This window comes from Candidatus Cardinium sp. TP (genome assembly GCF_025215055.1).
Taxonomy (GTDB): domain Bacteria; phylum Bacteroidota; class Bacteroidia; order Cytophagales; family Amoebophilaceae; genus Cardinium.
The window spans coordinates 57876-79931 of sequence record NZ_JANAVR010000001.1 but is presented as its reverse complement, the minus strand read 5'-3'; the positions used below and the strand labels follow the sequence as shown (position 1 = coordinate 79931).

Annotated in this window: 15 protein-coding genes and 1 other RNA gene; 6 read left to right on the top strand and 10 right to left on the bottom strand. The window is 40.3% G+C overall.

The genetic code is table 11. The annotated features are described in order from the left end of the window. Positions 1-99: 99 nt before the first annotated feature. On the bottom strand, positions 100-966 hold the full coding sequence (lipA, locus tag NLX65_RS00360) for a lipoyl synthase (RefSeq protein ID WP_260535927.1): 867 nt from the start codon (positions 964-966) through the stop codon (positions 100-102). 224 nt (positions 967-1190) lie between these two features. Between lipA and NLX65_RS00355 the strand changes: the two genes are divergently transcribed. The 3 genes from NLX65_RS00355 to NLX65_RS00345 all read left to right on the top strand — a co-directional run bounded on the left by NLX65_RS00355 (position 1191) and on the right by NLX65_RS00345 (position 3806). Further along, a complete protein-coding gene (locus tag NLX65_RS00355) occupies positions 1191-2801 on the top strand; it encodes an ABC-F family ATP-binding cassette domain-containing protein (RefSeq protein WP_260535925.1) in 1611 nt (536 codons plus the stop codon). 142 nt (positions 2802-2943) lie between these two features. Further along, on the top strand, positions 2944-3147 hold the full coding sequence (locus NLX65_RS00350) for a hypothetical protein (RefSeq protein WP_260535923.1): 204 nt from the start codon (positions 2944-2946) through the stop codon (positions 3145-3147). 41 nt (positions 3148-3188) lie between these two features. Beyond that, positions 3189-3806: a hypothetical protein gene (locus NLX65_RS00345; protein ID WP_260535921.1), complete on the top strand. Its 618-nt coding sequence runs from the start codon at positions 3189-3191 to the stop codon at positions 3804-3806. A gap of 238 nt (positions 3807-4044) precedes the next feature. On the opposite strand, the gene NLX65_RS00340 is transcribed toward NLX65_RS00345, so the two are convergent. The 4 genes from NLX65_RS00340 to lepB all read right to left on the bottom strand — a co-directional run bounded on the left by NLX65_RS00340 (position 4045) and on the right by lepB (position 8276). Then, complete coding sequence (locus NLX65_RS00340) at positions 4045-5274, bottom strand: ABC transporter permease (protein WP_260535919.1); 1230 nt, start codon at positions 5272-5274, stop codon at positions 4045-4047. A 2-nt stretch (positions 5275-5276) separates the two neighbouring features. Then, entirely contained in the window at positions 5277-6749 is a 1473-nt protein-coding gene (gene proS / locus NLX65_RS00335; protein WP_260535917.1) for a proline--tRNA ligase, read from the bottom strand. A gap of 23 nt (positions 6750-6772) precedes the next feature. Next, an RNA gene (gene rnpB / locus NLX65_RS00330) (RNase P RNA component class A) lies at positions 6773-7164 on the bottom strand. Between the two features lie 8 nt (positions 7165-7172). Continuing rightward, entirely contained in the window at positions 7173-8276 is a 1104-nt protein-coding gene (gene lepB / locus NLX65_RS00325; protein ID WP_260535915.1) for a signal peptidase I, read from the bottom strand. Between the two features lie 502 nt (positions 8277-8778). Here lepB and NLX65_RS00320 point away from each other — a divergent pair. Both NLX65_RS00320 and tsaD read left to right on the top strand, forming a co-directional pair. Then, entirely contained in the window at positions 8779-9387 is a 609-nt protein-coding gene (locus tag NLX65_RS00320; protein WP_260535913.1) for a C2H2-type zinc finger protein, read from the top strand. A gap of 179 nt (positions 9388-9566) precedes the next feature. Then, positions 9567-10619 (top strand): tRNA (adenosine(37)-N6)-threonylcarbamoyltransferase complex transferase subunit TsaD, encoded by a 1053-nt coding sequence (gene tsaD, locus NLX65_RS00315; protein ID WP_260535911.1) that lies wholly within the window; start codon positions 9567-9569, stop codon positions 10617-10619. Positions 10620-10641: 22 nt separating this feature from the next. Here tsaD and NLX65_RS00310 read toward each other — a convergent pair whose 3' ends face one another. The 3 genes from NLX65_RS00310 to NLX65_RS00300 form a co-directional block, all read right to left on the bottom strand. Further along, positions 10642-11532 carry a hypothetical protein gene (locus NLX65_RS00310; RefSeq protein ID WP_260535909.1) on the bottom strand — a complete coding sequence of 297 codons (891 nt, stop codon included), beginning with the start codon at positions 11530-11532 and terminating at the stop codon, positions 10642-10644. A 172-nt stretch (positions 11533-11704) separates the two neighbouring features. Further along, positions 11705-14107: an FtsK/SpoIIIE family DNA translocase gene (locus tag NLX65_RS00305; protein ID WP_260535907.1), complete on the bottom strand. Its 2403-nt coding sequence runs from the start codon at positions 14105-14107 to the stop codon at positions 11705-11707. 56 nt (positions 14108-14163) lie between these two features. Beyond that, on the bottom strand, positions 14164-14466 hold the full coding sequence (locus tag NLX65_RS00300; RefSeq protein ID WP_260535905.1) for an iron-sulfur cluster assembly protein: 303 nt from the start codon (positions 14464-14466) through the stop codon (positions 14164-14166). 607 nt (positions 14467-15073) lie between these two features. Between NLX65_RS00300 and NLX65_RS00295 the strand changes: the two genes are divergently transcribed. Then, positions 15074-15760, top strand: a complete 687-nt coding sequence (locus NLX65_RS00295; protein WP_260535903.1) for an ankyrin repeat domain-containing protein — start codon at positions 15074-15076, stop codon at positions 15758-15760. 737 nt (positions 15761-16497) lie between these two features. Here NLX65_RS00295 and NLX65_RS00290 read toward each other — a convergent pair. Together NLX65_RS00290 and NLX65_RS00285 are read right to left on the bottom strand one after the other, a co-directional pair. Then, positions 16498-20070, bottom strand: a complete 3573-nt coding sequence (locus NLX65_RS00290; RefSeq protein ID WP_260535901.1) for a sodium:solute symporter family transporter — start codon at positions 20068-20070, stop codon at positions 16498-16500. 546 nt (positions 20071-20616) lie between these two features. Beyond that, entirely contained in the window at positions 20617-22047 is a 1431-nt protein-coding gene (locus NLX65_RS00285) for a sodium:solute symporter family protein (RefSeq protein WP_260535898.1), read from the bottom strand. Positions 22048-22056 lie beyond the last annotated feature (9 nt).

Below are 22056 nucleotides of genomic sequence, written 5' to 3'. Positions count from 1 at the left end.
CTAATCATCTGTAAGATGCCACTTTCAGCGACTTTTTCATTTTGAACCTCTGTACTAGTATAGATTTTCTTTAAGTCTCCATTGTGAGCTGAAGGTGCCTTACAGATGCCGTTCTGCATGATACGACGAGCGTACAAGTGGACCGGACTCCACGTAAGCAAATCCACGTTTGAGTCCCTCTTCTTTAAAGTGGGCAAACTTGTCTGGATGTACGAAAGCAGCCACTTCAAGATGTTGCTTGGTAGGTTGTAGATATTGCCCCAGCGTTAAGACATCCAATCCATGCGCCCGTAGGTCATCCATCACCTGATAGACCTCTGCATCCGTTTCACCTAATCCGAGCATAATACCCGATTTAGATCGTTTCCCATATGCTTTAATCCGTTTAAGTTGCTCTAGGCTTCGGGCATATTTGGCCTGCGGGCGCACTTTTTTATAGAGCCTTTCTACCGTTTCCATATTGTGTGAAACCACCTCTTGACCCGCACTAATCATCCTTTCTAGTGCCCACCAAATCCCCTTCACATCTGGAATTAACGTTTCTATAGTGGTAGTAGGGTTCAAAGCCTTGATTTCCCTAACCGTTTGGTACCAAATCTCTGCGCCACAATCCTTTAGTTCGTCTCTATTTACCGAGGTAAGCACCGCATGTTTCACTCCCATCAGATGAATCGCTTGTGCCACCCGTTTGGGTTCTTCCTTATCATATACCGTAGGTCTTCCCGTAGCTACCGCACAAAAGCCACAACTGCGCGTGCAAATATTCCCTAATATCATAAAAGTAGCCGTACCCGCTCCCCAACATTCGCCCATATTCGGACAATTTCCGCTGGTGCAAATGGTATGTAGTTTGTGTTGATCGACAATAGCACGCACCGCTCTATAGTGCTTACCTATTGGTAATTTAACCCGCAACCAATCTGGGCGTTGGGGGGGGGCGGGCATCACTGAGGTGGTTTCTTTCATAAGAGTGGTTTATAGCTTAGAAAACCCAATATATCAAAAACTGCTACAATATTTAACTTTCCTCTCTAAGTTAAGGCTTAGGTTATATAAAATAACTATGTAATCAGCATGCTATAATAGTGAAAATTATCTTATATTTGGAGCTTATGCCATAGAACGGTTTGCATACCATTTCCTGCGGTATGGTCTCTAGCTATACCCTCGAAAAAAGCCAATAAAATTCCATGATTGTAATCAACGACCTTACCTATCATTTGGGCAAGCGCACTTTATATGATGCAGCTTCATTGCATATTAAACCCAAAGATAAAATTGGCCTAATAGGCCCTAATGGAGCCGGAAAATCTACTCTATTAAAGATTATCACCGGTGACCTGACGCCAGATAGTGGTAAAGTAACCCGAAGGAAAGAATGCTCCATTGGCTTTTTGAACCAAGACTTACTTTCCTATCAATCCCAGGACACCATTCGGAATGTAGCCATGGAAGCCTTCCGTGAAGCCTTGGCAACGCAAAAAAAGATTGAAGCTTTATGTCAACAGATGGAGGTAAACTATTCCGATGATTTGTTGACCCAGTTATCGAATTTACAAGAAACCTTTGAAAGAATAGGCGGGTATGACATGCAGTCCAGAACCGAGGCAATGTTAGAAGGGATGGGTTTTTCCACTAAAGATTTGGATCGTTCACTTTCTGAATTTTCAGGAGGGTGGCGCATGCGGGTTATGTTTGCCAAGCTCCTTTTGCAGCAACCTTCTTTGTTGATATTAGATGAACCCACCAACCACTTGGATTTGGTTTCCATTAAATGGGTAGAAGCCTATTTAAAAAACTACGATAGTGCCTTTATAGTCGTTTCACACGATAGAAGTTTTTTAGATGGTACGACCACTAAAATTGTAGAGATTGCCGATAAAAAATTTACCATTTATATAGGCAACTACAGTGACTACGAAATACAAAAATCCGAAAGGAGTGTATTGCAGGAAAATGCCTATGCCAATCAACAAAAACAGCTCAAACACGCACAAGAGTTTATCGATCGTTTTAGAGCCAAGGCCAGTAAAGCCAAGCTCGTTCAGTCTAGGATTAAGGCATTAGATAAAGTAGATAAGGTAGAGGCCCCTTCTGCGCAGCGTAAAACCATTAAGTTTCAGTTTTCCATCAAGCAAAATCCCAGCAAGATTATTGCCGTAATAGAAAAAATGAACAAATCCTATGGTTCCGTATCGATTCTAAAAGATGCCACTGTAGAAATCAACCGAGGCGATAAAATTGCTTTAATCGGTGCCAATGGGCGTGGTAAAACGACCCTATTGCGTATTATAGCCGAGCATGAAGCCGCTGACCAGCAGCAAAGGAGTTTGGGTAATAATGTGGAGATGGCTTTTTATGCCCAACATCAGTTGGAGGCCTTAAATTTAGAACATACCATTATAGAAGCATTGCGTGCCCATAGCAGCAGTAGTGGAGCCGAACGTACCGAACAAGCGTTGCGTACCATAGCTGGGATGTTTCTTTTCACCAAAGATGATGTATTTAAAAAAATAGATGTGCTTTCCGGTGGCGAAAAAGCACGCGTGGCCTTAGCAACTGTACTACTTTCTCAAGCCAACTTTCTATTACTCGACGAACCCACCAACCATTTAGATATTCAGTCTATAGATACACTTGGGCAAGCCCTACAGCAATACGAAGGCACCTGCTTGTTTGTATCCCATGACCGTAATTTTATCCAACAAGTGGCCAATAAGATTTGGTATATCGAAAACAAAAAGGTCAAGGTATTTCCCGGCAGTTATGAAGAATTTAAAGAAGTAGTCAACCTAAGTTAAAGCATATCGACTGGCATTTAGGTATTTAGTTTGAATAAAACGATTGATAGTTAGATAATTTATTTTTCTTAGTGGAAATATTTGCCTATTTTCTATCGAATAGTTCAGCATTTAATCACTCAATCAATAACTTTGATCTAAAATGAATGCATTTAAAAAAAGCATCACCTTTTTGATCGCTTTGTCCTTTATGCCATCACCAAAAGCTGCCGCAGATGAATGGAGCTATGGTATAAAAATAGGAGCGGCTAACTCTTTTATGACCTTTTCCCCTACAGCTGTAAAAGAGGTTAATAAAAAAACTCAGTATCAGATTAATCCTAAGGACAAGTCCAAAATAAGCTAGAATATGGTAAGTGGAACCCTTGGTTTGGGGATGCCTTATATATGGAGTATGCCCTTAACAGGCATATAGGATTAGGCATAGAGCTGCTGTATAATAGATTTGATGGTTTAATAAAACAACAAATTCTTTTTGGAACAGAAAAGTATAATATCAATATGTTGCAATGCACTCATACCATTGGACTTCCTGTGCTCTTTACATGGTACTGGACTGCTTTGATCTGCCCAGATTTCAAAAAAGATTATTTCCTTGGTCGTCTTTTCGTAGGGCTGCACAGTTTTTATCTTGTTAAGCGTGATCTAAAACAGGAGCTAATGGTTAACGGTAAAAAAGTCCAAATAATAAAATTCGAGGACGGTACCAAAGTTGAATCTACGAATGGTTTTGTAGACATCCCTTTTAGTAAAGGCGAAAAAAGATTTAAATATGGCTTTATATATGGCACCTCTTTAGAGTTTTCTAGTGGTTTGCTGCTGGAACTAAAAGGCATGGCTCCTTATAATTTACTAAACTATGAAAAGGAGTTTCGGCCTAATGTACAAGCCTTTCATCTATCTGTTGGCTATAATTTTGCTAAGTTATATGCTTCATACCTGGCCTCCCCTTTGTATCTATTCCAGTCACTGGTGTTTTTGGTTAAAAAAAACTGCCCTCGGTAAAAAGTCACGGTATAGAAAGTGTCATCCTACAGATGATTAGGAAAAACAGATTCCTTTTAAGCCCCCTTTGGGGGCGCTTCCTGTTTTTCCATCTGTAAGATGACACTTTCAGCGGCTTTTTGCCGAGGGCTTGATTTTTTGTCCACTTTTTTATCAAGAAAAAAGTGGGATACAATTCATTATTAACCAGTAATGCGAACAGATACTTAGTGTCGTTTTGATTGGCGATGTTAGGGACCTACCCTTCCTGTAACGCCTCTATAAGCCTTTTCTGCCTTAACAGCTGTATCGCAAGGTATAACGCAGCAGAGAGGCTGCCGAGTATCAGTAGGTTCGGGATTACAAGAACCGTCCAATGGGTATAAACAGGTACATAACGCATGTAATAGAGCGCTGGTTCAAGTGTAACATACCTATAGTGTGCTTGTAAAAAACCAGATCCTATACCTAAGATGTTGCCATATACCATACCCAAACAGAGGGTCCGTAAACTATTATAGAGCAAAATCGCATCTACCTGCCCATCATAGGCACCCAAAACTTTCAATACCCCTACCATATAGCTACGCTCCATAAGTTGAATCATAACAGTAGCTACCATCGTGCATCCCGCTACCAATAGTATAAAAACAATAAAAATAGTCGTATTCTTTTGAATAATAGCCAGCCAATCATACAAACTACTATACTTCTGTTGGGTGCTTATCAGGCGCAAGTCGTCGTCTATACGCCCTAAAATAGTCGTTCGCAATGCTTTTGTAGCGGACACATGGTCCTTCAAAAAGATCGCATAGCCATTGACGGTTTCTGAAGACCAATTGTTTAACCGCTGCATCAGACGCCTGTCACAAAAAGCCAAATGTTCATCTATCGCACTTAAATAAGTGCGATAGAGGCCCACCACCTTTAACTTCCGGTAGCGTGCGTTGGGATCTACCGTATGGACCACTACGCTATCGCCTAGCTTAAGCGCATGTTTTTGGGCCAAATGATGGCTAATACACCATTCATTTTGATGCTTACTCTGGGTAAGATCAGGCAACCTACCTGCGATGAGGTAGTCTGACAATGTTTTAGGATCGATGCCTTTGCATAAGACGCCCGCTACACCTACCCTTGTATGGATCAGCATAGGCTTTTGGATAAATGGGGTGACGCTTTCAATCGCATCAGGTAAATCAGCCATCAAACGACACACTTGTGCAGCATGTACAGATGTAGGTGCGTAAGGGTTCTGGGCACCACTATATTTCGTAATTTCAAAGTCTCCAGTAAAAGCAGTTAGTTTTTTTTTAATTGCTTTTTGAAAGCCCAACATCACCATTGCAGCAATCAATATAGTAGCAGTACCTATCGTAATGCTTAACGTTACGATGGTATCTATGGAAGCAGAAAAAGCCCGCCTATTCCGTTGCCGCACTCGGTTGGCCATAAAGGCAATCCAAGAAATGGTCTGAAAAGAGCACATGATCAATAGGCCTGCGCAAAAACGACGCGTCTTTTGGAGGGTTTACCTGAATAGATACAATAGCCAGGTGTTCTATCTCCATCTAATGGGATGCAACGGATCGTGGCCTTGGTTTCCGCTTTAATTTTTGCTTCTGTTTCGGTAGTCCCATCCCAATGGGCCAGTAAAAACCCGCCTTTAGTAGCCATCAGCTTTTTAAAAGTAGCATAATCATCCACCAGTAGGGTACGTTGTTGCTGCAAGGAAAGTGCCCGTTCGTAGATATGCGCCTGAATCATTTCCAACCAATCCGCAACTTGTTGGGACAAATCGCCCATAGGAATTGTGCATTTTTCTTTGGTATCCCTACGTGCCAATTCCACTGTATGGTTTTGCAAATCAAGAGGCCCTAAGGCTACACGAATCGGCACCCCCTTTTCTTCATATTCCGCAAACTTATACCCTGGCTTACGGGTATCCCTATCATCTAGCTTGACACGTACCCCTTGGCTGTTTAATTGTTTTTGCAAAGCAGCTAATTGGGCTATTACGGCTGTACGTTCGTGCTCTGTTTTATAAATCGGCACCATCACCACCTGTATAGGGGCAATTTTAGGCGGCAATACTAAGCCATCGTCATCCGAATGGATCATAATCAATGCACCCATTAACCGTGTAGTAATGCCCCAAGAAGTACCCCATACATAATCACGTATACCCGCCTGATTGGTAAAAGTTACCTCAAAGGCTTTCGCAAACCGTTGCCCTAGGTAATGCGCGGTACCAGCTTGCAGTGCTTTCCCATCCTGCATCAGCGCTTCAATGGTATAGGTTGTTTCCGCCCCAGCAAAACGCTCGCTTTCTGTTTTTATCCCTTTGATCAAAGGGATCGCTATATAGTCTCTAACGATGCGTTCATACAAATGTAACATTTGTAAAACCTCTTTTTCAGCCTCTTCCTGCGTAGCATGGGCCGTATGGCCCTCTTGCCATAAAAACTCTGTGGTACGTAAAAAGAGCCTTGTACGCATCTCCCAGCGTACTACATTGCACCACTGATTCAGTAAAATAGGTAGATCCCTATAGGATTGAATCCAGTTTTTGTAGGTGCTCCATATAACCGCCTCTGAAGTAGGGCGTACAATAAGCTCCTCCTCTAACTTAGCCGCAGGGTCGACCACCACACCTTGGCCATCTTCGGCCATCTTTAAACGATAATGGGTTACAACCGCACATTCTTTGGCAAAGCCTGCCACATGGCCGGCCTCCTTGCTCAGGTAAGACTTTGGAATCAGGAGAGGAAAGTAACCATTTACATGGCCTGTCTCCTTAAAAGCCCTATCAAAAATTGTTTGTAAACTTTCCCAAATGGCATAACCATAAGGCTTAATAACCATACAACCCCGTACAGAAGCATTTTCTGCCAGACCTGCACGGACGACTAATGCATTATACCAAGCAGAAAAATCAGATACTCTTTTAGGTGCAGACGTCATATTTAAAAATATATGGATCAATAAAGAAAAACAAGCCTATAAGCCGGGTTCTGTAGTGCGCTACAGCGCACTGCTTGTCATTTATCTGGAGTTATAATCACTTATAACTTCTAGCGGCCCACCCACATGTCTTAAAAATGAACGAGCAGCCCATTACGCCATTGCGTAGACATGGCTATTTGGCCTTGCAATCCCTAAGGTTTACCCTGCCTCTATGGTCACCCATAGAGCGGTGAGCCCTTACCTCACCTTTTCACCCTTACCCTCTTCATTTAATTGAAGCGGGCGGTTTGTTTTCTGTGGCACTTGCTGTCATATGAAAGATATGCCTTCCCGTTAGGAAGTAGGGTGCTCTGCATTGCCCGGACTTTCCTCTTTAGCCTTTAATCGCCAAAGCGACAAGCCAGCTTGTTTTTCTAATTTCTAATTTACCATGTGGAGTAACCTATTCCAACGGATACCGCTAAAAAACGATTGATTCCTATCTGAAGACAACAACACCATCACCGCCTTACCCACAATATGATCTTCTGGAATAAACCCAATGAATCTAGAGTCACCAGATTGGTCACGATTGTCTCCCATCGCAAAATAATAATTCTTACAAAATGTATAGTGTGCTACCTCCTGACCATCTATCCAACATGCGGTTTTCGTAAACCGAATATTTTTTTTCCCTTCAAATCTTTGTATGGTAGGACCATACAATATAATATTTTGTGCGTCCATCTGCAGCACCATGCCCTTACTTGGCACCCGAAGGGGGCCAAAATTATCCTTGGTCCACCCTAAGGCAGGATTAAATGGATAGACACTGGACCGCAGCTCCCCTTCCTCTTCTACTGGGTTTACAGATTGAATACAAGTAGGCAAGATCGTAGTAAGTTGCTTCACTTTTTCTGGTGTAGTATAAATTGTATAGCCTTCACGCCCCGGAACCGTACTGCGTATAGGATTTTTAATGTCATTTTTTTCAAAAAAAGTAGCCGTTAAGATTCGCTTGGTTTTCATAAAATAGCAATATTGCGTTCTATTTGCTGGATCTGCTGGTTCCTGGTTAACATAAAGTTGCTTATGCATTATATGCACTAAGTCACCAGGCAGTGCGATGCAACGTTTGATCCAATACGCGCGTAAATCAGGAGGCTCATGACCTACTGGAGTATTAAAAACAATAATATCATTGCGTTTTACTTTACTCAACCCAGGCAAACGATAGGCAGGCAATTGAATCCAGTCAAGGTAAGAAGGAATCGTTGTACCTGGAATGGTTTGATGGGTAATGGGAAGTTGCAATGGTGTAGCGGGTGTCCGGGCACCATAGTGGATCTTACTGACCAATACAAAATCTCCAGTCAAAAGCGTGGGCTCCATAGAACCAGAAGGGATCACGTATAACCCGATCACCATCCAACGAATGAAGGCAGCTGCCATAGCGGCAAAAAAAACAGAACTTACCCAATCCCGAACAGCACCTATAGCTGAACCAATTCTATCCTGTTTTTTAGCTGAAAAAGAAGTCTTCATTCGTACGCTTCGTTATAATAATAGCTTCTATAGTTGGTTAAGGTGCAATATAATACACTATTGGGAATTTTGCCAAAAAAAGCTACTTAAACCCAACATCAATCCATACCACCTTGCTACGATTTGTTCAAATGATTATTGAAGGGTGGTATAGTCATACTATACTAATGCGCTATTCAATAAATTTTGTAGATTTTTTTTGATTTCTTATCAAGGAAAGTGTAGCTGATGGCTATCGTTGTATGTTGGCTTGGAACAGCTATTTAAACCAACAAGTTGTTTGAATAAAAAAATTATTGGAATATACATAAATATAAATTTAAACAATAGGATTTATGTTCTTTTTTGCTATCTGTTTTTAGTACGTTGTATATACGGCTGTAGTACCATCGTCAGGTTGAACCACAACGATACTATGGCGGTGAAGGCAGGTTGTGGTGCTAGTGCAGTGCACGAAGGCTATGCTGCATTGTATGTAGGCAGTCCGTAGGAATGTGGATCTATGCTTCAAGATTCAGTAGGGTATCCACCAGACTTGGCAGCGGTAGATATGACGGCAATCGCTAGTGCAATTACCATTGATTCATCTGGTCAATATCTGGTTGAAGGTTTAGCATATATAGTTGACGGTACAGCGCTACCTGATCCAGCTCAATCGACTCAAGAGGGAGTGACCGAATTAGGTTATATGGCGCTTCCAGAATTAGAAACGCTCCATTCCAATCACTCATTTTATCAAAAGAGGCCAACAGAAAAAAAACGGGACACGTATGGGTTATGTGGTAAAAGTTTGGGGCATAAAAATTATTTGCGCACATGCAACCAAAAACGTACTGAAGGATGCCGGTTTGCATGTTCGACTTGTGGTAAGACATTCAATGATTCTAGTAACTTCCTAAGACATCAAAATACGCACACAAGAAAAAAGCAGTACGAATGTGGTGTATGCAGTAGAATATTTTTGCAAAAAAGCAACTTAATCCGCCATGAAAAAAGACACAGAGGAGACAAATCGTACGTGTGTCCTACCTGTAGTAAAGGTTTCGTTACAAAATTCGAGTTAAAAACACATGAAATAGATAAAAAAACAGATGGGCGGAAACCGGTATAAGGATGGCTTTACTGCGGGAGGTGAAAAGGTGATGTACACATGCGCAATGGTTTGGTTTGTATAGCGTGTGGGCCACTAAAGCTATAAGATTACATAGAGCGCTGTAGTAGATTGCTCTATTCTATTTATATTAGCAGTAGTCTATAACATTCATCAGTTGCAATCCCTCCATTATATAGATGCTGCAGTTGGGGGATGCATCAAAAAACCAGGTCATATCTGTTCAAATGAACCATCCATTAACCATTTTGGGTATTGAATCGTCTTGCGACGAAACCGCTGCTGCTGTAATCCGTGGTGGCAAGATAGTTAGCAATGTAGTCATGAGCCAGTTGATGCATCAAAAATATGGTGGTGTGGTTCCAGAACTCGCAGCAAGGGCACATGAAACCAATATGATTCCTGTGGTAACCGCTGCCCTTGAAGCGGCCGCCATACAAAAGTGTGCATTAGATGGCGTTGGGTTTACACAAGGTCCAGGGTTATTGGGTCCACTTTTGGTAGGCAGCTGTTTTGCCAAATCATTTGCTTTTTCGCTGGGTATACCGCTTATAGCTGTCCATCATATTCAAGCACATGTATTGGCTAATTTTATTGATGATCCTAAGCCCACGTTCCCTTTTCTCTGTTTGACCGTTAGTGGGGGGCATACACAAATTATCTTAGTGCAAGATTATTTCTCTATGGAGGTTTTAGGAGAGACCCAAGATGATGCTGTAGGAGAGGCCTTTGATAAGATAGCCAGTTTAATGGGGCTAGGTTATCCAGGCGGTCCTTTAATAGATCACTATGCCCAAGGAGGTAATCCCCAAGCATTTGCTTTTCCAGCTACCCATATGCCCGGGTTTGATTTTTCATTTAGCGGCATCAAAACCGCTTTTGCGCTGTTTATGCGCAAGCAGACACCTGAATTTCTGTTGGCCCATCGGGCCGATATCTGTGCCAGCATTCAAGCTATTCTGGTGCGTATGTTATTGGATAAATTCACCAAGGCGGCTCAAAAGAGTGGTATTGCCACCGTTGCATTGGCTGGAGGGGTAGCCGCCAATAGCTATTTGCGGCAGCAGCTCAAGACGCTGGCACAGCAACACCATTGGCATATTTTTATACCCGCTATGCCCTATTGTACAGATAATGCTGCTATGGTAGCTATAGCGGCTTATTATAAATATCAGTTGAATGAATTTGCTGATTTGAGTATTAAATCGTTGCCTAGGTATCCAATTGGATAAGGCGTTTTTGTGTTACTTATACCTAGAGTAGACATGTGGTGAACTCAAGCGCCTGCCATAGGTTACTCAACTTGTCTCCTGATTGCGTCCCCGGAGTTTTCTGATCATCTTCATTGCGTGAAGTGGTAGGCATTTGGTCATGGCATTGTGCATCAAGTGAAGCGACTAAATTATTTGCTTCGTTTTCTATTTGAATCCACGAGAAGTTATCGCCTACATCGATACCTGTAACACCTTTTTTCACTGTTGCGTTAATATTATCCTTGCTATCATCTACTAGTATGACATTACTATTACAACTTATACCAGTTGACGCCTTAGCTTTTTCTATGTGTTCCATTTTACGATTAGGGTCCTTGAAATCCATTTTAGGTAAGTCCCCTATTATAGGTATACGGTTTATTTGTTCTTGCTCAAGTCCTAATTGTTGTAGGAGTACCTTTATTGAATCAGGGTAGCTGCTAAAAGTGGTAATAACAACCTGGTGTCCTTCATCCAATAACTTAGCAATAAGGCTTTTTAGACCCTCTTGATCACGGATCGGAATCTTGTTAAACAAGAACAAGAGTTCAGCCATGTTTTTCACATGATCTGGATTATATTTTGGATTAGTTTGCGCTCCATCATCTTGTAGTTGTATCTGACCCTTTTCGATTACCCAAAGGCCATTATCTGACGCGTAAGGTTTACATCTGCCTATTACTGTTAGTGCATTATGCATATGCCCCTCTAGTATAGAATAATCAACATCAAAACATACTAACATGGTGTTATTCTTTTCAATAGTTAAAGAAGTTTCCTGAGCATGGTTTGTGGCTGCATTGCATCGTGTTGGTATATCATTTCCGTGCATAAAGTTTCTATAGGCTGCAGTTTGAAAAACAGATATATAGTAAGCACAAGCATATAGCATAACAGACCTTAGATGAGGATAGGTTTTTTAATAGGATATTGCTCATAATAGTAGGTTGAACGGATTTAAATAAATGGCTGTACGGCTTAATGCACAAAAATATTAATATGTCTTGACATCTACTATAAAAAATATATTTATCAAAATTATCTTCTTGATTGGTGTATGGATTTCAGCCTTTTTGCTGCAATCTCTCTAAGATTTCATTTAAACCAGCTTCATCTGATACCAATACGTCTCTTGCTTTACTGCCTTCAAAGGGCCCTACAATGCCTGCCGCTTCTAATTGATCTATAAGTCTTCCAGAACGGTTATAGCCCAGCTTCAGTTTGCGTTGGATCAGGGAAGTGCTGCCTTGTTGATGCAATACAATCAATCTGGCTGCTTCTTCAAATAAGGGATCGGTTGATTGCAGATCTACGGTTGTGTTATCTTCTTTGTCTTCCTCATCATAAGTAGGTAATAGATAGGCAGATGGGTAGCCTTGTTGCGCCCCAATATAGCTACAGACCCGTTCCACTTCTGCGGTATCTAAAAAAGGCGTTTGTAACCGAATGATATCAGAGTTCATGGAGAGCAACATATCCCCATTGCCGACCAGTTGTTCCGCACCACTGGCATCTAGAATCGTTCTAGAGTCAATGCGTGAACTTACTTTATAGGAAATCCTAACCGGAAAATTGGCCTTGATGATCCCTGTAATCACATTTACAGAAGGCCGCTGTGTAGCCAATACAAGATGAATGCCAATGGCACGTGCCAATTGGGCCAGCCGTGCAATGGGAACTTCTATTTCCTTGCCTGCGGTCATCATCATATCCGCAAATTCATCTATCACCAATACAATGTAGGGTAGAAACCGATGACCTTCTTGAGGATTCAAGATTCTTTTTATAAATTTCTGATTGTATTCCTTAATATTACGCGTCCCGGCTTCCTTTAATAATTCGTAGCGGTGGTCCATTTCAATGCATAAGGAATTCAGGGTATGGATTACTTTTTTGGTTTCTGTAATAATGGGTTCTTCACTAATGGGTAATTTCGCTAGAAAATGACGCTCTAATTTATTATACAATGAGAGTTCTACCTTTTTAGGATCTACCAATACCAGTTTTAATTGGGAGGGATGTTTTTTATAAATCAAAGAGGTCAGGAGCACATTAAGCCCCACCGATTTGCCTTGACCGGTAGCACCTGCAATCAGTAGATGCGGCATGCGGCCTAAGTCTGCGATAAACAGCTCATTGGAGATGGATTTGCCTAATACAATAGGTAAATCCATTTTCCCTTTTAAAAACTTTTCAGAGGTGAGTACCTCCTGAAGCGGTACGACCTCCCTATTTTTATTGGGTACTTCAATGCCAATGGTCCCTTTGCCCGGTATGGGCGCAATGATGCGGATGCCTAGTGCTGCCAGGTTTAGGGCAATGTCATCTTCTAGGTTTTTAATCTTAGAAATTTTTACGCCTGCTTCGGGTACGATTTCATAGAGGGTAACCGTAGGGCCAATTGTAGCTTTAATCTTGGCTATATTGATTTTAAAGTTTTGTAAAGTTTGTACAATATTGTTTTTATTGATTTCCAATTCTTCTTGTGTAACCGATAGTTGTGCTTGTTCATACCGTTCCAATAGGTTTAAAGCGGGATATTTGTAGGTAGACAGGTCTAAAGTTGGGTCGTAGTTTTCGCTTCGAATAGGATGTAAAGACATGGGCCTGGGAGGTGCAGGGGGGGCTGCTGGTGGCAAATTTTGGACCTGTGGAGCCACTACTTCAAAGTCAACATTCTTTGTAGCTTCTATAGCAGGTGGCGTGTGGGTATGATGGACATCTGTGGTGGTTGCGCTATGATTCGTTTTTTTTTTACTAGAGAGTTCCCCACTTTCCGCGTCCAATGGCTTCCTATTCATTTCCTGATCACCCAAGCATACCGCATCTTTTTTGGCTTTTTTACCTACAAATAGGCGTATGGTCGGTAAAGAGGTAATATTCAAGCATACGACCGCAAAGATGATCAAAGTAGTACAAAGCAAGATAAATGTACCATAGCCCAGCAGTTCTTTAAACCAGGTACCAAGCGTATAGCCAACGCCTCCCAGCTGGTTGGTCAGCAGCGTAGCGGTCGGGTAGAGGGTGGCTAGATAGCCCAGTAAAACATTAGACCATAATACAAGAAAGATGGAGGCCATCATCACTTTTAATAAGGAAAGGTTCGGCCAAATTTTTTGTGTGATCATTTTGAGGCCGATTAAAAATAGGCCAGGCAAAAAGATAAAGGCAGTAATGCCCCACCACATATATACACAATAATAGCTTACAAAAGCGCCTGCAAAACCCAACCAGTTGCAGATGGCCATACCAGATGCTTTGATCCCTAATGTGCGTGCAGATTCAATAATGGCCTGATCTTTATGGCTATGCATAAGATGCGAACAGAAGGCACATGCTAGAAAAATACTGATCCCCTGTAGTAAAAATCCAATGGTTATTTTGGTACGTTGATCCAATATCCATGGGTTACGTGCCGCTGGTTTTTTAGGCGTATCTGGCTGAACTTTATAATTATTTGGGGCCATTGCATCAATATAAAAAAATAAAGAATCTCAAGTAGGTATGGTTAAGCAAGGTAAATTTAAGCAAATCCCAATTCTAATTTAGCTGCTTCAGACATTCGATCTATCGTATAAGGTGGTTCAAAGGTAATATGCACGTTTACTGCATTGACTTCCTCTATAGCTTTCACTTTTTCTTCTACTTGACTAGGTATAACGTCTGCTGCTGGGCAATTAGGAGAAGTAAGCGTCATTAAGATTTCAATATTATTGAGTGGTAAAATGGTAATGTCATAAATCAGCCCTAGTTCATAGATATCTACTGGTATCTCTGGATCATAAACTTGTTTAATGGCTTCTATGACCTGTTCTTTTTGAATCATAGCTGGTTGCTTTGAGTGGTTAATTGGTTGTAATATAACCAAAAATAAGACTATCAACTTAAGGTCATTGCAATAAGGAACAAAAAAATGGTCTGTTCGAGTTTTAGATGGGTTTATCTTGCCCTATTAGGTTATAGTCTGAATAGATAGGTTGTTTTAATTAAAACATTCTTTAATCTGAACGGCTTATAACAATCATTAGTCATTGCTTTTGTATAAAAAATAAGCTAGTATACAAGTGATAATACTTTAAGCCTATGGTTTAAAGTTCTCCTAAATTGGAGCAGTTTTTGGTTACTGTGCTCTATTTGTTAGCATAATAGCAATAGAGTGTAGCCATTATAACTTAATAATGATTATGGTAAAATTAGATTGTACAATAACAGCGCAGCAAGGCAATAGAAAATGACCTATTAAACAGATAATAACCATGCTGTGTGGTAGTCTTATACTATTGATAACAATGGCTTGTAATAGTTTCAACCGATCAAATTTTCAGTCTAAAGCTAGCGATGATAAAATACGTGTATCGGATACTAAAGCAAATCTAAAGGAATTAGGAGTGCGGCCTTGTAAGGAATTAGGAGTGTCATCCTCTAAAAAATTAATGACAATAATCTTTGGAACTGGTTCCCACGGCAATGATGTAAAGTCTATAGAGGTTAGTCTAGATGACACTTTGCTAGTAGCAGCATTTCAAGGTAATGTAGAAGCCGTTAAGCGTTATCTAGAAGCTGGCTCAAATCCGGTGCATCGTAATTCCCCCTCAGCATACAATTATTTTGAAATAGCCATAGAAAACAGGAATAGTGAGGTTGTGGGATGTATATTAGAGCGTGTCAAAAAGGAGCTTCTATTCCAAGACGTCATGGATACAATAATTATGAAATATGAATATATCAGCATGAATGATGAGAATCCACTGATGAGGTTTGATAATATATATACTATGATAAAATATTTATTAGAATGTGGGGTGAACCCAAGCCTTCTTACTAATGATAAGAAACGATTTGAAAAGCTGTTCTGTACTGCACGCTTGTTCGCTTACAGAGGCTACTGGATGAGTAGATGCTGTTTAAGGTTTTCTGATGTCTTGATAGATATTATCATGTTGTTTCTAGACAACGGAGATTACGAGTATATGTATAAAAGAGTGCAAGAAGAGCGGGAAAAGGAGAGCGGGTCGATCATGGATTGGTTCAAGAGATCCAAGACAATAAACCTATTGAAAAAATGTTTCTATGGGAGTGGTAAGCGAAACTCCAATTTAAAGTCTTTTAAATCGGACTAAGAGCGTCTTATTAGATCACTATAATTGGACGGGTGTATCTGTTCAGCGCACACTTCCTGTGTAGGTGTTTCCTTTCAGTACTGTGGCAGGAATTTTCTTTTCGGTCTGTTTTAGCGATCTTTATATGGCACTCTTTTATCGAAAACGCACAAGTTTTATTCCTATTTTTAGTAAAAAACTAGGAAAGAACACGTGTTCTTCTAGTGTTCCGAACAGATACATTATACCTAACAATCAATAAAATATACGTATCTGTTCAAGTTACTGGTTTTTTATGTTAAAAGAACAACGCCCCTGGAAAAAGTCGCGGTGTAGAAAGTGGCATTTTACAGATGATTAGGAAAAACAGTTTCCTTTGAAGCCCCCTTTGGGGGTGCTTCCTGTTTCTCCATCTGTAAGATGACACTTTCAGAGACTTTTTGCCGAGGGCTTGATTTTTTGTCCACTTTTTTATCAAGAAAAAAGTGGGATAAAATTCATTACTAACCAGTAACGTGAACAGATACTTTAAATTTGGTTTATTATCTTTACATATATTAATACATTTATTGAAAATTGCCGTGTTCGATATGTAAGCAGCATTAGATTTGAGTGAAGGGGGGGGCGAGGTATTGGCGTTATCTTTTCCTGTTCCTAATCTATCCTCTAACCCATTACAATTTAAAAATTGTCAGATTAGAGCTTGACTACTACAGCGGATTCAGTTTAGGGCCTGGGTTTTTTGTTACTTGTTTTTGTTAACTTTTTCTTTTTTTATGTCTATCTGTATCCTTCTCAATCTTTAGTGCCTCTTTAGCTGCATTTTCTAATGCAGCGCCTATCTCTGGACCCAAGTAAGTATGGGCTAGTTTCACATCTATCGCTAAGGTTTCTTGTGCCATATGGTGCACCTCTGTTAGATGGATATAATTTGGTGCCTGGCGTAGGTCATAGAGCCGTTCGGCTAGCTTAATAAACAGTACAGAAAGTTGTACATGCTCTTCTTTAATCGCTTCTTTCAATCGATTCTGCACATAAAGCAAGGAAGGGTGATCTAAGTCTTGGCGTTTGTCTATACTTATTACATTCAATACAAAGGCATAGACGCCTAAGTTATAATGTTCCTTGACATAAGAAAGCGGCAAGCAGGTATGTCGCACCAGCTCATAGAGTAAAGCAGCATAAATTACTTTAGGGGAGTGAAAGACCCATTCTACTACTAACGTGGCAATCCCTATTGCGCGTACATAAAATAATTGACCCGAGGCATGTCGCTTAAAGCCAAAGTGTTTCCGAAGTAATAAGATCAAACCTGAAATCGTACCTATGTCAATAGGATCAGATTGATGAGAAGACTGGCATATATAGTCATGGAACTGCATTAAAGCCATCATGGAATCAGCTTGTTCTTTAGGGGAAACAGGGGTTTCTGAGGTTAAGCAATCTAAAGGTAGCTTAGCGGTCATCTTACTCAGTATGTCCGTCACATCATTAGGCAGTACCAGTAGCATAGTGGGTTGTTGCTTGTCATCGCATATTTCCAAATGGCCATAGTGGGCTCCAACAATACTGGATATGGTTTCCTGTTGGAGGTCTGTAAATGGTGGCGTTTTTTGTTCCCCTGGATTCTCTATAGCATCTACTCCATCGTCATAGATACCCTGCACTTTAGGCAATGCCTCAGGGGCAGTAGTAGCTTGACTGAATACCAGGGCAGTCGCTTGAAAGAGCATGTATACAGGACAGCTGCTGTCAATAGGGTCAGCTTGCTTAAACTGCAGCGTGGTGCTATGCAGTTGTATCTTCACAATGGGTACAGTATTACCCTCTAGCTTACCAATACGTAAAACAGCTTGCACCAGCAAATAGACGATTTGGTTGATATCGCATACCATACCCGGGCATGGTCCCCCATTAGGATGCGTTATCTTCTCTACCAGTAGTCTAGGTGGATCGACTACCTCTTGGGATAATGCCAACTCTACCTTACGTATCAATTGATCGAAAGTAATTTGAGTAGGCTGTAGTAGCGCGTGCTTTTTTGCCTTTGCCCTTCTATTGAAATAGGTTACCCAATCATAAAGCTTATTAATAATACTCTGAAAATCTTGCTTATAAAGTGGTACGTTGCTATCTAAAAAAGAGATGGATTCCTCAATTTTCCCTATTACTTGCGTTAAAATGGCGCCATAGCCTTTTGCAGTGTTCGTCGTAGTAACGGGCACCATGGCCGAGTCATAGAGCGATGCTTTTAGTTTGCGATCCCTTGCAATCTTTTCTTGGTTTTTTAGGTAAAGAATTTGATCAATATAGTAATTTTGTTTGACTTTAAATAAAATGATAATAGTGAATAGGAGTAGTAGACTCACTATAAATAGCGGTAACAAAGAAGATAGGAGGGGAAAGTAGGGCCCAGTAGCAATAGGATAAATCGACAGGAGTAATGCAGTTGCTGTGACCCCTATTCCTAGATAAAGGGGTAATCCCCATAAGATTACACCACAATGGGCCAAAGACAAAGATGCCGAAAAAACCGGGTCTGTCAGATTCCACCAGGTAGCAAATAGATTGAAAGGAAGATAAACAGCTAATCCCATTAGCCAACACAGACCAATAAACCAACTGGGAATGCCCCGTATCTTTTGGAAGATATCATAGAGGAATGGATAGCCTAAACAACAAGCTGCTCCAAATAGTTGCAGTATAAGCCAGCAGCCATGATGCCCAATAGGCGTTATAAAATAAGCCATCAAACTAGTGATGGCTACATAAATCCCTGCACATACGATGATAGTATGGTTGGGTACCAGTTTAGTCAAAGTGATTTTTCTATTGGCCCAACCATTTTTAATCGCTTCTTTTCGTTCTGCTTGCTTACGTGCATGTGCTTGTTGTATTTGTTTAAAATGTGGATCTGGCCCCACCCAACCTATCTCTTTTGGCTGTTTGAAGAGATAGTGCGCGACCATCATAGCTAGGCCATTGGCTACCATAGCAATAAAAGAACCATCCATTCCTGTTTCAGGTTTGACCCATTTGTTCCAACTTAAAATAACGAGTACACCTGTAGCCATACCCATCAAAGCCGTTCGGGAGGTGCCTCGAAAGCCAAAAACGGCTAAGATCAACGGAGCAGGCAGTATAGGTATTTTGCAATCAAGGGACCAATACATTAGTTTCAAGAGATCCTTACAGTAAAAAGCTGCTACCATAGCAAATAAGCCCACTATGAGTGTAGTCCATCTGGCTATTTTAAGTTGGCATGTGTCTGCCATTTTTTGTTTACTCTGTAGTCCTGTTACGATGTCATGGCTGACCATAATAGAACAGGCATTCAAACAAGAATCAGCTGTAGACATAGCCATAGCGATTAAACTAATGGAAATAAATCCCTTAAAAAGAGGGGGAATATGGGTCATTACATACCTCCACACCTCAGATTTTAGTAAGCCTGGTGCTTCTATAAAAACAAATAAGCCAATTAGAATCACAAGAATTTTAATGATAATGGCAAAAATGGTGGAATATGTAAAAACTTTTTGGGCTTGAGTAGGACCAGAACTCATATAGACCCGTTGTATAATTTGCGGGTTTATATAGGACACTAAGTTACTTAGTACAAGGAACAAGAGAGCTATTAGCTCAGTATTAAAATGGAATAGGTTGCTAAATTGAAACTTACTTTGACTTTGTAGGATGGGAACGATTGCTGCACATGGTTTACCTGCCTTTGCAAACATAAACCAAGTCAAAAGAGGAATGATAACCGAGAAGGTTACAAATTGTAATACATCTGTAAAGGTAACGGCACGAATCCCCCCAAATGTGGAATAGAAAATAAGAAGTAAAGTGGCAAGGATAGTAGTGCCAGCATGATTATCTAAGCCAATACACATGTTAATCGCCTGGGATATTACGGTGATTTGAGCAGTAATTGCAATGATAGAACCACAAATACTGACTAGCGCAGCGATAACTCGCGGGTACTTACCATAGATACTGCCTATCGTTTCTGCTATAGAGAGGTGTTGCATAAATGGCCCCATACGTAATGCTAACTTACTGATAACCCACAAACCAAAGCAATCGAAAATTCTAACAATTATCCACCATAAGCCCAATGCATGTACACACTCTACGTTCCGTATCAAGGCGCCTCCTCCAACAGCAGTAGCCAACACAGTAGCTACTAAAGTAGCTGTAGAAAATTGTTTATTTCCCACTGCATATTCTCGAAAGGTGGTTTTTTTTCTACTAAAGTAAATACCTACAACCAAGGTTAGCAATAAAAAAGCGGCCACTATAAATAGGGAGATGTTGAAACAAAGCATAGCGAAAGTGGTTAAAAAATTATAATAATATCTATTATAATAAGTTTTTTTAACTAAAATTCAAAATAAGTGTCTATTCACGACAGTGGTTGGTAAGGCAGTTTTATTTTTAACGTGAGTTCTGGATTTATCTAATTGATTTACAGGAATTTTAACACAGTATTTTATTGATATTTTTACTAAAAAATCAGCTATATTACTTGATAAAATCAAGTAATATACAACATAAAAATCTGATAACCAGAATAATTCATATATCAGTATGCTTTATAAAACTATATACAAAATAAATTTTGTTAATTATTTTATAATTGATTTTTAAATTAAAAAATAATCTAATCCAAAACTCACGTTTTTTACTTTATTCTTGATAAAAAAGTGGACAAAAAATGCAGCCCCGGGCAAAAAGCGGCTGAAAGTGTCATTTTACACGGGCGTTGTTCTTTTAACGCAAAAAACCAGTGACTTGAACAGATACTATAACTTAATATGGAATGGCACCATAGCATCCGGTTGTTGCTTGGGGGTGGCAGGGTGAGCAAGTCATTATAGATAGTTTGTTGCTTTGGCACAACTTAATTTGTACTTCCTCATTATTTTAAGTAGATAGTGGACGGTTACCATAGTCAAGCCGTTGGCTGCCATAGCAATGAAAGAACCGTCTATCCCTGTTGATGGTTCAACCCATTTGTTCCAAGCTAAAATAGTGAGTACACCTGAAGCCATACCGATTAAAACTGTATGGGATGTACCCCGAAAACCAAAAACAGCTAAGATGAAGGGGGCAACGGTTATAGGTAGATAAAGCCCAAGATTTAATTTGAGCAAATCCAATAAATTACTGTAGTAAAAGGTTAGTCCCATAGCAAATAGCCCTATAAAAATTGACGCAATCCTTGTCAACTGGAGCTGATAAGGATAGGTTTTTGTACCACGTATAGATTCTAGCATATCATGACCAACTGCAATAGCGCCTGAGTGTAAACAAGAGTCAGCGGTAGACATAGCCATAGCTAGTAAACTAACAGAAAGCAATCCTTTAAACACGGGTGGAATATCTGTCATGATATAGTCCCAAACCTTGACTGCTGAGGCCTCTGGTGCACCTATAAAAATAAATAATCCAATCAAGCATATAACCATATTGATGCATATCCCAAAAAAAACAGCATACCGGAAAACATTCCTAGCCTGTGTGGGTCCAGAAGACATATACACCCTATGTAAAATAGGTGCGTCGATATAAGATGCAAGGATAGATAAAACCAGCGCAACCATGGCGATTAGATTCATATCGTAATGGAATATGGTACTGAGTTGAAATGTATCTTGTTCCTGTAAAAGTGGAAAAATTTCTGAAAATGGTTTGCCCAACTTCATAAATATAAACCAAGAAAAAAAAGGTAGAATCACAGCAAAAGTCATAAATTGTACCACATCGGTAAAGACAACGGTACGTATACCTCCAAAAGAGGAATAGAAAATCAAGATTAAAGTAGAACAGACTGTAATGAGCTTAGGGTCAACTGTATGTATGCATATACCAATAGATGAAGCCATTACATGCACTTGCATCGCAACCATTGTAACGGACGAACCGATACTGCAAAGCGCCACAATAACCCTGGGGCACTTGCCATAGATGCTGCCTATGGTTTCTGCCATAGAGAGGTTATGCATAAATGCACCCATACGTAGTGCTAGCCAACCCACAACCCACAAACCTAAATCTCCTAAAATGGATACGATAATCCAATAAAGCCCAAGTTCATGTACTTGTTCTACATTACGGGCCAACCCACCTCCGCTATAAGCAGTAGCCAATACTGTAGCCACCAAGGTAGCGGTAGCAAACTGTTTATTCCCTACTGCATAGGTGCGAAAGGTGTTTTTTTTTCTACTAAAGTGAATACCTACAACCAAGGTGAGTAATAAGAAAGCGGAGAGTATACATAGGGGGGCATCAAAGGAAATCATAAAATTAAG